Genomic DNA, 13,223 nt, shown 5'->3' with positions numbered 1-13,223 from the left:
GCCGTGCTCTATCTGTACTTCGTCCTGCTCACCGGCAGCGTGCTGCTGCTGGTGGCGGGCATCGTGGAACAGCGGCGGCACTACGCCAGCCTGCACAGCATCCCGTCGCGCGTGCTCGTGAACGGCATCCGCGGCAAGTCCTCCATCACCCGGCTGTGCGCCGGGGCGCTGCGCGGCGGCGACCTGGTCACCGTGGCGAAGACCACGGGCACGGCGGCCCGGTTCATCCACCCGGACGCCACCGAGGAGCCGGTCTACCGCAAGTTCGGCATCGCCAACGTGGTGGAGCAGATCGGCATCGTGCGCCGGGCCGCCACCTACCGGCCCGACGCCCTCGTCATCGAGTGCATGGCCGTCATGCCGGCCCTGCAGGAGGTCAACCAGAGCAAGCTGATCCGCTCCACGATCGGCGTGCTCTGCAACGTCCGCGAGGACCACCTCGCCGAGATGGGGCCCACCCTCGACGACGTGGCGCGGTCGCTGTGCCGCTCCATGCCGGAGGACGGCATCTGCGTCACCGCCGAGAAGGAGCGCTTCCACATCCTCCAGGAGGAGGCGGACGCCCGTAACTGCCAGTTGATCTACGCCGACCCGGAGACCGTCACCGACGAGGAGCTGCGCGGCTTCAGCTGGTTCACCTTCAAGGAGAACGTCGCGATCGCCCTCGTCGTGGCCGAACTGCTCGGCGTGGAACGGCGGGTCGCCCTGCAGGGCATGTACGACGCCCCGCCGGACCCGGGCGTGCTGTCCGTCGAGCGCTACGCGGCGCCCGAGGGCAAGCGGCTCGCCTTCGCCAACGTCTTCGCGGCCAACGACCCCGAGTCGACGCTGATGAACATCAACCAGCTGCTCGACCTCGGAGCCATCCACCGGCCGCTGAACGTCGTGATCAACTGCCGGCCCGACCGCGTGGAGCGCAACGGGCAGATGGGCGAGATCATCCCCGACCTCCAGCCGGACCACGTCTTCGTCATCGGGCACCCCGCCAAGAGCGCGATCGACGCCATCCCCGCCGAATGGCGCGACCGCGCGGTCGACCTCGGGGGCGAACGGCGGTCGGCCGAGGAGTTCATGCCCGCCCTGCTGGGGCGTCTGTCCGCCGACTCCTCCCTGGTCGCCATCGGCAACATCCACGGCCAGGGCGAGGAACTGCTGGAGTACCTGGCCGAACTCCCGGCGGACGAGGCCGCGACCGCCGACGCCGCCCGGCCCTCGGCCACGGCCGCACCGGCACAGCCGGCGCGCCTGGACCCCTACGCCTCGTACCCCATGGCCTACGAGGAGCGCTACCAGGCCTCCCAGACCCAGGAGATCCCGGTGGTCCGCATCCCCGTCCAGCCGTCGGGGCCGTACGCCGACGCCGGGTACGCCGACCCGGCTCCCCACCAGCGGGGGCCGTACGCCGCTCCGGCCCAGCAGACGTGGCAGCAGTACGCCGACGAGCCCTACGGGTACGTCCCGGCCGACGAGGGGGGACAACCTCCCCGTCCCTGACGTCCACGGGCGGGACCCCACGACTCACGCCCACCGCTCGCCCGCACCCGCACCCGTGCCCGGAGACTTCGTTGACCACCGCCGCCCTGACCCCCGAGATGGCCGCCCTCGGCATCGCCATCGGCCTGTTCTTCTCGTTGCTGTGCTACCTGACCACCAACCTGTCGCCCGGCGGCATGATCACGCCCGGCTGGCTCGCCCTGACCCTCATCGAGGACCTGCAGCGGGCGGCCATGGTGGTCGGCGTCACCGCCCTCACCTACGCGGGCACCAAGGTCATGCAGCGGCTGGTGATCCTCTACGGCAAGCGGCTGTTCGCCGCCGTGGTCCTGCTGGGCGTGCTGCTCCAGGCCACCGTGATGATCGTGCTCTCGATCGAGTTCCCGCTGCTCTACGGCAACCAGACCCTCGGCTTCATCGTGCCCGGCCTGATCGCGTACCAGATGGTCCGCCAGCCCAAGGGGGCGACGCTGCTGGCGACCGGCACCGTCTCGCTCATGGCCTACATCGTCGTCGCCGCCGGACTGCTGCTCGGCATCATGCCCACCGTCTGAGACCGGCGTCCCGGCGACCGACAACCCAGGAGAGAACACATGGCAGGGAAGAAGAAATCGAGGCCGGTCCTGTCCGGCCTCGTGGTGCTGGGGCTCGTCGCGACCTCCGGCTACCTCACCGTGGAGCTCCGCAAGCAGGAGGACAAGGGCGTCCCGGAGATCACGAACGTCGGCGTGCTGGACGGCTCGGACCGGGCCGGCGGCGCGGCTAAGACCCGGGACAAGGGCGGGGAGAGCTGGTCCCGGCTGGAGAACCCCGCCCGCTCCGTGCTGCGCGGGTCCGACGGCCAGGTCAGGGCGGTGTTCACCGACGGGGCGCGCACCGCGACCCTGACCGGACCGGCCCGCACCTTCGCCGAGCCCTCGTCGACGAGCTCCAAGGTCTCCACCACCGACTGGGTCCGCCTCATGCCCGAGCCCTGGAAGAAGGGCGCGGACAAGGAGAAGTGGTTCAAGGACTGGTACGCCGAGTACGAGACCAGCAAGGAGGACGACCTCCTGGCCATCGCCTTCCAGTACGTCGCGGGCGCCAAGCAGAAGAAGGACGAGCAGGGCACCGTCTACGCCGGTGACGCCAACTTCGGGCCCCTCAACACGAGCGGGGCGGAGGGCGGCGACCTGCGCCTGGAGCAGTCCGACTTCTACGACTACCTCGGCGTCCAGTACCCCTTCCGGGACGGCGTGATCGGCCAGCCGGAGACCGCGCGCGCCCGGTCGGTCGACTGCTCGGGATACATGCGGATGGTGTTCGGCTACCGCGCCCGCTACCCGCTGATGTCCTCGGACGACTCGGGCGACGGCCTGCCGCGCACCGCCAACGGCATGGCCCGGTCCAAGCAGGGGACCGACATCCTGCCGCTCACCGGCATCTCGCCCGACGACCGGCCCACCGGCATCGACCAGCTGCAGCCCGGGGACCTCGTCTTCTTCAAGCTCGACACCCGGACGAAGCAGCGCCTGGACCACGTCGGCATGGTGCTCGGCTACGACACCGAGGGCCACCTGCTCTTCGTCTCCAGCCGCGAGGAGGTCAACGGACCGACCATCGGTGATGTCGGCGGAGTCTCCCGGCTGGACGGCAACGGCTACTACGCCAAGACGCTGCGCAGCGCGAAGCGGCTGTGACCGGGCGCGCGGCGGCCGGTCACCCGTTGGCCGCCGCCGACGCCTGGGCCTGGCCGCGGCGGTGGATCTGACGGAACGTGAACAGCTGGAGGTTGTCGCCCGTGGTGAACACCTCGGTGTCCTTCGTCGTCACGTCCTTGCCGCTGGTGAAGCCGGCGTTGGTGAAGTAGGCGTAGCGGCCGTAGGAGTTGCTGGTCGTACGGCAGAACCCGGATTCGCAGAAGGGCTTCACTCCGCCGCCGGAGAGCGACTTGACGAAGCTCTTCTTGTTGGTCTGGCCCTTGGCCTTGGCGGCCTGCGCCTCGGTGTCGAAGACCGCCACGCCGACCGTCACGGCTATGCCGTCCGCGGAGTAGGTGACGCGTATCAGACGCGTGCAGTCGTTCGCCGTGAGGATCTTCGGCAGCGTGCCGCCCGACGCCGAGGCGCAGTTCTTGGTGTCGGCCGTGGGGCCCTTCTTGTACGTCGTCTCGCCCATGGTCAGCTGCGTGCCCGGGAAGAGGGTCTCCGGGCTGAGCGGAGCCGTGTCCTTCTTCGCGCTGGCGATGAAGTCCTTCGGGTCCAGCGGGGGCGGGGCGCTGGTCGGGGCGAAGGACGGGGCCGAGGCGGACTCGCTCGGGATGTCGGCCGAGGGCACCTGGGAGGTCGGGCTGCCCGCCTGGCTGTCGCTGCCCGCGGAGACCACGGCCACGGCGACGGCGGCGCCGATCGCGACGGTGGCGAGCGCGCCGCCGCCGACCAGGAACAGCCGGCGTCGCTTGTTACGGGCCTCGGACGCCTCGGCGAGCGCGGCCCAGTCCGGAGACTGGCCGCCCCCGCTGTTCCAGGGCTGCTGCGACTGCGGTTTCCAGGGATCCCACTGGGACTGAGGTCCCCCCTGCCCAAAGCTCATGGGGCGCATCTTAGACGGGACATGGGGCGTGCTGGTCCGCCTGGATGGGCCCTGCAGCACCTAGCGTTCCTCCCATGCGGACGGGCAAAGGCGACATCTGCGGGTGGTTGGGACGGCTGCTGCCGACCGTGGCGCTGCTGGTGTGCCTGCGGTCCTGGCCGGCGGCCGCGGCCGCGATCGGGGTGTGGCCGTCGGTCGCGGCCGGGGTGCTGCGGGCGCTGCGCCTTCCGCGCGGTGGCGGCTCGCTGCCGCGCCGGTGCGTCGCAGTGCTCGCCGACGTGCTGCTTCCGTCGGTGTTTCCGTATGCGCGGCCGATGCCGCTGGTGCGGCGACGGACCCTGCGGAGGGCTGTTACTCTCTGTGCAGGCCTGTGCGTCTCCGTAGTCAATGGGCGGCGATGATCCCGCGTTTTGACCCTTGTGGTGAGCCCCGGTATTCTGCTCTTTCGTTGTGTATTGGCTTGCTCATTCTCACGGGACGGGCCCTTACACCGGTCCACCGGGCCGATGACCAGCGACCAGCACGCGGTTTGCGTCACCGCTGTGCGGTCAAGGCTGTCGTGATCGTTTCGGTGACCTGTTCAGGACCATTCACTCGAAGCGAAGGCTACGAACCGTGCGTACGTACAGCCCCAAGCCCGGCGATGTGACGCGCCAGTGGCACGTCATCGACGCTCAGGACGTTGTCCTGGGTCGTCTCGCCACCACCGCAGCGACCCTCCTCCGGGGCAAGCACAAGCCGATCTACGCGCCCCACGTCGACGCTGGTGACTTCGTCATCATCATCAACGCGGACAAGGTGCACCTGTCCGGCAACAAGCGGACCCAGAAGATGGCGTACCGCCACTCCGGCTACCCGGGTGGTCTGCGCTCCGTCCGTTACGACGAGCTGCTCGACAAGAACCCCGAGAAGGCCATCGAGAAGGCCGTCAAGGGCATGCTCCCCAAGAACACTCTGGGCCGTCAGATGCTCTCGAAGCTGAAGGTCTACAAGGGTGACCAGCACCCGCACGGCGCGCAGCAGCCGCAGCCGTACGAGATCACCCAGGTCGCGCAGTAAGTCCGGCCACCCCCTAAGACTGAAGAGAATCTGAGGAGAATCGTGGCCGAGACCACTGCCGAGCAGCCGCTCGAAGAGCTTGACATCGACAGCTACACCACCGAGTCCGAGGTCCCCGTCGAGGGCGAGTACACCTCGGAGTCCATGGCCTCCCGCTTCGGCGAGCCCCAGCCGGCCGCCGGCCTGGGCCGTCGCAAGAACGCCATCGCCCGTGTCCGGATCGTCCCGGGCACCGGCAAGTGGAAGATCAACGGTCGCACCCTCGAGGACTACTTCCCGAACAAGGTGCACCAGCAGGAAGTCAACGAGCCCTTCAAGGTGCTCGAGCTCGAGGGCCGCTACGACGTCGTCGCCCGCATCGCCGGTGGCGGTGTCTCCGGCCAGGCCGGTGCGCTCCGTCTCGGTGTCGCCCGTGCGCTGAACGAGGCGGACGTCGACAACAACCGCGGCCCGCTGAAGAAGGCCGGCTTCCTCAAGCGCGACGACCGTGCGGTCGAGCGCAAGAAGGCCGGTCTGAAGAAGGCCCGCAAGGCCCCGCAGTACAGCAAGCGTTAATCGCGTCGCTGTCCTTGCGACTGTCTTCGCACGTTGCGACTGTTTTCGCAACGATCGCCCCGGCGGCACGTTCTGTGCCGCCGGGGCGTTCCCGTACACAACCCCTGCGGATGCCGGACCGTTTCAGGTCTCAGGGGATGTACTGGAGCCGCACTCTCTCGTAATTCGGAGGACACCACAGTGGGACGACTCTTCGGCACGGACGGCGTGCGCGGTGTCGCCAACGCGGACCTGACGGCGGAGATGGCCCTCGGCCTCTCCGTGGCCGCGGCGCACGTACTGGCCGAGGCGGGCACGTTCGAGGGACACCGGCCGACCGCGGTGGTCGGACGTGACCCGCGCGCGTCCGGGGAGTTCCTGGAGGCCGCCGTGGTCGCGGGCCTCGCCAGCGCCGGCGTGGACGTCCTGCGGGTCGGCGTGCTGCCGACGCCGGCGGTGGCGTACCTGACCGGAGAGCTCGGCGCCGACCTCGGTGTGATGCTCTCCGCGAGCCACAACGCCATGCCCGACAACGGCGTCAAGTTCTTCGCCCGCGGCGGGCACAAGCTCGCCGACGAGCTGGAGGACCGGATCGAGTCCGTCTACGAGGAGCACCGCACCGGCGCCCCGTGGGACCGGCCGACCGGGGCCGGAGTGGGCCGCGTGCGCGACTCCGAGGAGGGCGCCGACCGGTACGTCGAGCATCTGCTGCGCGTCCTGCCGAACCGGCTCGACGGGCTGAAGGTCGTCCTCGACGAGGCGCACGGCGCCGCCTACCGGGTCTCGCCCGAGGCGTTCCAGCGGGCCGGCGCGGAGGTCGTCACGATCGGCGCCGAGCCGGACGGGCTCAACATCAACGACGGGTGCGGCTCCACGCACCTGGACAAGATCAAGGCCGCGGTCGTCGAGCACGGGGCCGACCTGGGCATCGCGCACGACGGTGACGCCGACCGGTGCCTCGCCGTGGACCACACCGGCGAGGAGGTGGACGGCGACCAGATCCTGGCCGTGCTCGCCCTGGCGATGCGGGAGGCTTCCACGCTGCGGTCCGACACGGTCGTGGCGACGGTGATGTCCAACCTGGGCTTCAAGCTCGCCATGGAGCGAGAGGGCATCCGGCTCGTGCAGACCGCCGTGGGCGACCGGTACGTGCTGGAGGAGATGAAGGAGCACGGGTTCGCCCTCGGGGGCGAGCAGTCCGGGCACGTGATCATCCTCGACCACGCGACGACCGGCGACGGCACGCTGACCGGGCTGCTGCTGGCTGCGCGGGTCGCGCAGAGCGGGCGTTCGCTGCGGGAGCTGGCCTCTGTGATGGAGCGGCTGCCGCAGGTGCTGATCAATGTGCGGGATGTCGACAAGTCCCGGGTGACGACGTCGGCCGAGCTGTCCTCGGCGGTTGCCGACGCCGAGCGGGAGCTCGGGGCCACCGGGCGGGTGTTGTTGCGGTCCTCGGGGACCGAGCCGTTGGTGCGGGTGATGGTGGAGGCGGCTGATATCGAGCAGGCTCGGTCTGTGGCCGGGCGGTTGGCCGATGTGGTGAAGTCCGCGCTCGGCTAGGGAGCGGGCCCGGGGGTGGGGGGTTCTGTTGTGGGCGGGCTGCGGGTCGTGTGTGGCTTGTCGCGCAGTTCCCCGCGCCCCTGAGGACGCTGCCCCTACGGCGTCTTCTTGCGCTGCATGGACCAGAACCACCTCTGCGCCAGCAGCGTCAGGGTGCCGGCGACGATGATGCCCAGCAGGTTCAGCAGGAGTTGTTCCGTGGAGCCCCAGGTCTGGTTCGTGTCGCCGTAGCTGAGGGCGACGGCGGCGTTCGCGGCGGCCGGGACCGTGGTCACCGAGATGGCCACGCCCACCAGAGCGCCCGACTTGGCGGAGGTCAGGGAGAGCGTGCCGGCGATGCCGGCCAGGACCGCCACGACGAAGGAGAACCAGTCGGGGGCGTAGATGAACCCGGTGTTGGGGCGGTCGGCATCCAACCGGGCCTGGGTGAAGAGTCCGACGCCGTCCATGAAGAGGCTGAAGCCGACCGTCACCGCCATGGCCACCGCGAAGCCCACCAGGAGGGCGATCGCGCAGCGCAGGGCCAGGCGGGCTCTGCGGCGGACGACGGCGGTGCAGATACCGGCGAGCGGGCCGAACTCCGGGCCGACCGCCATGGCGCCCACGATCAGGATCGCGTTGTCCAGGACCACGCCGCAGGCCGCGATCATCGTGGCGAGGGTGATGAACGCGAGGTAGGTGACGGAGAGGGTCGACTCCTCGTGCGTCGCGTCGCTGAGGTGCTCCCACAGGACCGCGTCGGCGCCCTCGCCGGGTGCGTCGGCCGCGGCCTGCTCGGCCCGCTCCGACAGTGACAGGTCGATGGTCTCGACGGCGATGGAACCGCTGGTGTCGATGCCGAGTTTCCGCAGGCCGGTGAGCAGTTCGTCGCCCGCCTCCCGCGCCACGTCGCACATCACGACGTCCCCGGCGGGGTTGCGGGCGGCGTCCGGCAGCACGACGAGGTGGGTGGTGCCGACCGTCTTCTCGATCAGCCGCAGCACGTCGTCGGTCTGCCCGGACGGTGTGATCAGTCGCAGGTGGAGCATGGCGACTATCTAACCGGCCTTTGCCCCGGGCGTCACAGCTTGCGCAGGCTGAGGCGCTGCACCTTGTGGTCCGGGCCCTTGCGCAGGACGAGGGTGGCGCGGCCGCGGGTGGGGGCGATGTTCTCGACCAGGTTGGGCTGGTTGATCGTGCGCCACATCGTCCGGGCGTAGTCGAGGGCCTCGTCCTCCGAGACCTGGGTGTACTTGCGGAAGTACGAGGACGGGTTCTGGAAGGCGGTCGCGCGCAGCTTGCGGAAGCGGTTGAGGTACCAGCGCTCGATGTCCTCGACACGGGCGTCGACGTAGACGCTGAAGTCGAAGTAGTCGGCGAGGCCGACCCGGGTGCGGCCGTCCTTGCCGGGGAGGGCGGGCTGCAGGACGTTCAGGCCCTCGACGATCAGGATGTCGGGGCGGCGGACCGTGAGCTTCCTGTCGGGGACGATGTCGTAGATCAGGTGGGAGTAGACGGGGGCCGTGACCTCGTCCTTGCCGGCCTTGATGTCGGCGACGAAGCGGGTCAGCGCGCGGCGGTCGTAGGACTCGGGGAATCCCTTCCGCGACATCAGGCCGCGGGACTGGAGCTCCTTGGTGGGGAGCAGGAAGCCGTCGGTGGTGACCAGCTCGACGCGCGGGTGTTCCGGCCAGCGCGAGAGCAGGGCCTGGAGGAGCCGGGCGACCGTCGACTTGCCCACGGCGACCGAGCCGGCGACTCCTATGACGAACGGGGTGCCGGACTGGGAGCCCTGCTCGCCCAGGAACGTGTTGAGCGCGCCTCTGAGGCCGTCCGTGGCACCGACGTAGAGGTTGAGAAGTCTGGACAGCGGGAGGTAGATGTCCCGCACCTCGTCGAGGTCGATGACATCGCCGAGACCGCGCAGCTTCTCGACCTCCTCGGCCGTCAGCGGCAGCGGCGTCTTGTCGCGCAACGCGCTCCACTCGGCTCGGGTGAGGTCGACGTAGGGAGTCGCCTCCGGCCGCTGCCGGTGGGCGCTCCGGGGTATCGAGGAGACCGGAGAGATCACAGTCCATTGTTACGGGCGTACGAACGGACGGTGAGGTGGGATCCGTCACGCAGCGTCCTCGGCTTCTCCTGTATGGGAGAAAAGCGGCCAAAGGGAGGAATGTCAGTGGTGTGCGTCACAGTTGTGGGAGAGGTGGGCCCGGGCCGGGGTCCAGGAACGCCGAGGGGTGACCCATGACGTATGCGATAGAGGCGGAAGGCCTGGTCAAACGGTTCAAGGAGACCGAGGCGCTGGCCGGTGTCGACCTGGCGGCCCGAAAGGGCACGGTGCTCGGGCTGCTGGGCCCCAACGGTGCGGGGAAGACGACCGCGGTGCGGATCTTCGCGACGCTGCTCCGCCCGGACGGGGGCAGGGCCCGGGTGGCCGGCCACGACGTGGTCCGGGAGGCCGGGGTCGTGCGGGCCACGGTCGGGCTGACCGGGCAGTACGCGGCGGTCGACGAGAACCTGACCGGCACGGAGAACCTGCTGCTCATCGGCAGGCTGCTGGGGCTGCCGAGACGGGAGGCGAAGGCGCGGGCCGGGGAACTGCTGGAGCGCTTCCAGCTGACGCACGCGGCCGGCCGGGCCACGAAGACCTACTCGGGAGGCATGCGCCGGCGCCTGGACCTCGCGGCCAGCCTGGTGGGGCGGCCCAGCATCCTCTTCCTCGACGAGCCGACCACGGGCCTGGACCCCCACAGCCGCGGTGAGCTGTGGGACCTGCTGCGCGGCCTGGTCGCGGACGGTGCGACCGCCCTGCTGACCACGCAGTATCTGAACGAGGCCGATGTGCTCGCCGACGACATCGTGGTGATCGACAAGGGCCGGGTGATCGCCGAGGGCGCGCCGGACCAGCTGAAGGCCCAGGTCGGCGGCCAGGTGCTGGAGCTCCGGCCGATCCTCGGGCAGGACCTCACACGGGCGCACGCGCTGGTGGCCGCCGCCGCTGGCCCGGAGGCCAGGATCGACGGCGAGAGGATCACCGCGCCGGTGAAGGACCCCGAGCTGATGCCGGCCGTCGTGCGCGCGCTGGACGGGGAGGGGATCGCGGTGGGCGAGCTGGCCCTGCGCCGCTCCTCGCTCGACGAGGTCTTCCTCGCCCTGACCGGCCACCGGGCCGAACCGGGCGCTCCAGAGCAGAACGGCGGTGCGGCCGACCGGGACGACGACACGCTGGAGAAGGCGGTGAGCCGGGCATGACCGCCACCACCACCATCACCGCGCCGGTCACCGCGTCGGGCCGCGTGCCGCCCCTCGCGGGGGTGCGGCAGACCTTCACGATGGCCTGGCGGAGCCTGGTCGCCGTCAAGCACAACCCGCTCGAACTGGTCGACTACAGCATCACGCCGATCATGTTCGTGTTCCTGTTCACCTACGTGCTGGGCGGGCAGATGGCCGGATCGCCGGAGGCGTATCTGAAGTACGCGCTGCCCGGGATCATCGTGCAGAACACCCTGTTCATGACGATGTACACGGCCATGGCGCTCAACACCGACCTCACCAAGGGCGTCTTCGACCGGCTGCGCAGCCTCCCCATCGCGCGCTCGGCCCCGCTGATCGGGCGGATCACCGCCGACCTCGCGAAGCATGTCTGGGCGATGCTGCTGATGATCGGCCTCGGGCTCGCCCTCGGCTTCCGAGTGACCGGCGGCTTCGGCGGGTTCCTGCTCGGGCTGCTGCTCGTGGTGGTGTTCGCCGCGGCCGTGTCGTGGAGCGCCGTACTGATCGGGATGCTGGCCGGTGACGCGGAGAAGGTGCAGGCCTTCGCCTTCACCCTCATCTTCCCGATCACCTTCACCAGCAGCGCCTTCGTCGTCGTCGACACCATGCCGGGCTGGCTCCAGGCGTGGAGCGACGTCAACCCGGTCACGCACCTGTCCGACGCCTTCCGCGGGCTGCTGCTCGGCGGGGCGGTGGCGGAGCCGGTGCTGTGGTCGCTGGTGTGGGCGGCGGGGATCGCGCTCGTGTTCTATCCGCTGGCCATGAGGGCGTATCGGGCGAAGGTCTGAGGGCAGAGGACCGAGCTGTTCGTACCCCGGTGGGAATTTCCGATTTCGGGCACGCTGCGGCCGGTTCGGCGCGGAAAACGACCCTAAGCTGCCGCCCATGTGTGGAATCGTGGGATACGTGGGGCCGCAGTCGGCGCTCGAGGTCGTGATGGCCGGGCTGAAGCGGCTGGAGTACCGGGGGTACGACTCGGCGGGCGTCGCCGTGCTGGCCGACGGCGGGCTGGCGACGGGGAAGAAGGCCGGCAAGCTCCTCAACCTGGAGAAGGAACTGGACGGTCGGCCGCTCCCGGCCGGCACGACGGGCATCGGACACACCCGGTGGGCCACACACGGCGGCCCGACCGACGCCAACGCCCACCCGCACATCGACAACGCGGGACGGGTCGCGGTGGTGCACAACGGCATCATCGAGAACTTCGCCCTGCTGCGGGCCGAGTTGGAGGAGCGGGGGCACGAGCTGGCCTCCGAGACCGACACCGAGGTCGTCGCGCATCTGCTCGCCGAGGAGTTCTCGTCGTGCGCGGACCTCGCCGAGGCGATGCGGCTGGTGTGCCGGCGGCTGGAGGGCGCGTTCACGCTGGTCGCGGTGCACGCCGACGAGCCGGACGTGGTGGTGGGCGCGCGGCGGAACTCGCCGCTGGTGGTGGGCGTCGGAGAGGGTGAGGCCTTTCTCGCCTCGGACGTCGCCGCGTTCATCGCCCACACACGGTCGGCGATCGAGCTGGGCCAGGACCAGGTGGTGGAGCTGCGCCGGGACGGCGTGACGGTGACGGGCTTCGACGGCCGCCCGGCCGATGTCCGCTCGTACCACGTCGACTGGGACGCGTCGGCCGCGGAAAAGGGGGGCTACGACTACTTCATGCTCAAGGAGATCGCCGAGCAGCCCAAGGCGGTCGCCGACACGCTGCTGGGCCGGATCGACGGCTCCGGTTCGCTGAGCCTGGACGAGGTGCGGATCCCCGCGGGGGTGCTGCGGGAGATCGACAAGGTCGTCATCGTCGCCTGCGGTACGGCCTTCCACGCCGGGATGATCGCCAAGTACGCCATCGAGCACTGGACGCGCCTGCCGTGCGAGGTGGAACTGGCCAGTGAGTTCCGGTACCGGGATCCGATCCTGGACGCGCAGACCCTCGTCATCGCCATCTCCCAGTCCGGCGAGACCATGGACACGCTCATGGCGCTGCGGCATGCCCGCGAGCAGGGCTCCAAGGTGCTGGCGATCTGCAACACCAACGGCTCGACGATCCCGCGCGAGTCGGACGCGGTGCTGTACACGCATGCCGGTCCCGAGGTGGCCGTCGCCTCCACCAAGGCGTTCCTGACGCAGCTCGTCGCGTGCTACCTGGTCGCCCTGTATCTGGGCCAGGTGCGGGGGACCAAGTGGGGCGACGAGATCCGGGCGGTGATCCGCGACCTGTCCTCGATCGCCGGTGCGGTGGAACAGGTGCTGGGCACGATGGAGCCGGTGCGGGAGCTGGCGCGCACGCTCGCCTCGAAGAACACGGTGCTGTTCCTCGGCCGCCATGTGGGATATCCGGTGGCGCTGGAGGGCGCGCTGAAGCTCAAGGAGCTGGCGTACATGCACGCCGAGGGGTTCGCGGCGGGGGAGTTGAAGCACGGGCCGATCGCCTTGATCGAGGAGGATCTGCCGGTGGTCGTCGTGGTGCCGTCGCCGCGCGGGCGGTCCGTGCTGCACGACAAGATCGTGTCGAACATCCAGGAGATCCGGGCGCGGGGTGCGCGGACGATCGTCATCGCGGAGGAGGGGGACGAGGCGGTGGTGCCGTACGCGGACCACCTGATCCGGGTGCCGGCCACGCCGACCCTGCTCCAGCCGCTCGTGGCGGCGGTGCCGCTCCAGGTGTTCGCGTGCGAGCTGGCGACGGCTCGCGGGAACGAGGTGGATCAGCCTCGGAACCTGGCGAAGTCGGTGACGGTGGAGTGAGGAAAGGGGCGAACGGCCGA

General features: G+C 70.0%; 13 protein-coding genes. 10 read left to right on the top strand and 3 right to left on the bottom strand.

Features of this window, described 5'->3' with window-relative positions:
* Window positions 1-3: 3 nt before the first annotated feature.
* From pgsB to MQE23_RS17820, 3 genes are all read left to right on the top strand, one after another.
* Complete coding sequence (pgsB, locus tag MQE23_RS17830) at window positions 4-1,494, top strand: poly-gamma-glutamate synthase PgsB (RefSeq protein ID WP_243379596.1); 1,491 nt, start codon at window positions 4-6, stop codon at window positions 1,492-1,494.
* Between the two features lie 71 nt (window positions 1,495-1,565).
* Window positions 1,566-2,048, top strand: coding sequence for a poly-gamma-glutamate biosynthesis protein PgsC/CapC (locus MQE23_RS17825; RefSeq protein ID WP_020276280.1), 483 nt, complete (start codon window positions 1,566-1,568; stop codon window positions 2,046-2,048).
* A gap of 39 nt (window positions 2,049-2,087) precedes the next feature.
* Window positions 2,088-3,173: an NlpC/P60 family protein gene (locus tag MQE23_RS17820; RefSeq protein ID WP_020276279.1), complete on the top strand. Its 1,086-nt coding sequence runs from the start codon at window positions 2,088-2,090 to the stop codon at window positions 3,171-3,173.
* Between the two features lie 19 nt (window positions 3,174-3,192).
* On the opposite strand, the gene MQE23_RS17815 is transcribed toward MQE23_RS17820, so the two are convergent.
* Window positions 3,193-4,074: a hypothetical protein gene (locus MQE23_RS17815; protein ID WP_020276278.1), complete on the bottom strand. Its 882-nt coding sequence runs from the start codon at window positions 4,072-4,074 to the stop codon at window positions 3,193-3,195.
* A gap of 65 nt (window positions 4,075-4,139) precedes the next feature.
* Between MQE23_RS17815 and MQE23_RS17810 the strand changes: the two genes are divergently transcribed.
* The 4 genes from MQE23_RS17810 to glmM all read left to right on the top strand — a co-directional run bounded on the left by MQE23_RS17810 (window position 4,140) and on the right by glmM (window position 7,218).
* Window positions 4,140-4,466, top strand: a complete 327-nt coding sequence (locus MQE23_RS17810) for a hypothetical protein (protein ID WP_167338042.1) — start codon at window positions 4,140-4,142, stop codon at window positions 4,464-4,466.
* Window positions 4,467-4,680: 214 nt separating this feature from the next.
* A complete protein-coding gene (rplM, locus tag MQE23_RS17805; protein ID WP_010036634.1) occupies window positions 4,681-5,124 on the top strand; it encodes a 50S ribosomal protein L13 in 444 nt (147 codons plus the stop codon).
* A gap of 42 nt (window positions 5,125-5,166) precedes the next feature.
* Complete coding sequence (gene rpsI / locus MQE23_RS17800) at window positions 5,167-5,679, top strand: 30S ribosomal protein S9 (protein ID WP_020276276.1); 513 nt, start codon at window positions 5,167-5,169, stop codon at window positions 5,677-5,679.
* 180 nt (window positions 5,680-5,859) lie between these two features.
* Window positions 5,860-7,218 carry a phosphoglucosamine mutase gene (glmM, locus tag MQE23_RS17795; RefSeq protein WP_020276275.1) on the top strand — a complete coding sequence of 453 codons (1,359 nt, stop codon included), beginning with the start codon at window positions 5,860-5,862 and terminating at the stop codon, window positions 7,216-7,218.
* A 95-nt stretch (window positions 7,219-7,313) separates the two neighbouring features.
* Here glmM and MQE23_RS17790 read toward each other — a convergent pair whose 3' ends face one another.
* Together MQE23_RS17790 and coaA are read right to left on the bottom strand one after the other, a co-directional pair.
* The gene (locus MQE23_RS17790; RefSeq protein ID WP_020276274.1) at window positions 7,314-8,246 is read right to left on the bottom strand and encodes a DUF389 domain-containing protein; all 933 of its coding nucleotides are present in this window, start codon (window positions 8,244-8,246) and stop codon (window positions 7,314-7,316) included.
* A gap of 32 nt (window positions 8,247-8,278) precedes the next feature.
* Window positions 8,279-9,268 carry a type I pantothenate kinase gene (coaA, locus tag MQE23_RS17785; RefSeq protein ID WP_020276273.1) on the bottom strand — a complete coding sequence of 330 codons (990 nt, stop codon included), beginning with the start codon at window positions 9,266-9,268 and terminating at the stop codon, window positions 8,279-8,281.
* Between the two features lie 173 nt (window positions 9,269-9,441).
* Between coaA and MQE23_RS17780 the strand changes: the two genes are divergently transcribed.
* From MQE23_RS17780 to glmS, 3 genes are all read left to right on the top strand, one after another.
* Entirely contained in the window at window positions 9,442-10,449 is a 1,008-nt protein-coding gene (locus tag MQE23_RS17780) for an ATP-binding cassette domain-containing protein (RefSeq protein WP_243379595.1), read from the top strand.
* Window positions 10,446-11,258, top strand: coding sequence for an ABC transporter permease (locus MQE23_RS17775; protein WP_243379594.1), 813 nt, complete (start codon window positions 10,446-10,448; stop codon window positions 11,256-11,258). Before MQE23_RS17780 ends, MQE23_RS17775 begins: the two co-directional genes overlap by 4 nt.
* 97 nt (window positions 11,259-11,355) lie before the next feature.
* A complete protein-coding gene (gene glmS / locus MQE23_RS17770; RefSeq protein ID WP_037672669.1) occupies window positions 11,356-13,203 on the top strand; it encodes a glutamine--fructose-6-phosphate transaminase (isomerizing) in 1,848 nt (615 codons plus the stop codon).
* Window positions 13,204-13,223 lie beyond the last annotated feature (20 nt).

This window comes from Streptomyces sp. HP-A2021 (assembly GCF_022807935.1).
Taxonomy (GTDB): domain Bacteria; phylum Actinomycetota; class Actinomycetes; order Streptomycetales; family Streptomycetaceae; genus Streptomyces; species Streptomyces afghaniensis.
Note: the sequence above shows the minus strand (reverse complement) of the source record. Positions and strands in the feature narration are given on the sequence as shown.

Excerpts from the sequence above, each read along its gene's own strand:
- MQE23_RS17780 (WP_243379595.1), top strand. The coding sequence starts at position 9,442 with ATGACGTATGCGATAGAGGCGGAAGGCCTGGTCAAACGGTTCAAGGAG.
- MQE23_RS17810 (WP_167338042.1), top strand. The coding sequence starts at position 4,140 with ATGCGGACGGGCAAAGGCGACATCTGCGGGTGGTTGGGACGGCTGCTG.
- glmS (WP_037672669.1), top strand. The coding sequence starts at position 11,356 with ATGTGTGGAATCGTGGGATACGTGGGGCCGCAGTCGGCGCTCGAGGTC.
- MQE23_RS17820 (WP_020276279.1), top strand. The coding sequence starts at position 2,088 with ATGGCAGGGAAGAAGAAATCGAGGCCGGTCCTGTCCGGCCTCGTGGTG.
- MQE23_RS17790 (WP_020276274.1), bottom strand. The coding sequence starts at position 8,246 with ATGCTCCACCTGCGACTGATCACACCGTCCGGGCAGACCGACGACGTG.
- MQE23_RS17815 (WP_020276278.1), bottom strand. The coding sequence starts at position 4,074 with ATGCGCCCCATGAGCTTTGGGCAGGGGGGACCTCAGTCCCAGTGGGAT.
- MQE23_RS17775 (WP_243379594.1), top strand. The coding sequence starts at position 10,446 with ATGACCGCCACCACCACCATCACCGCGCCGGTCACCGCGTCGGGCCGC.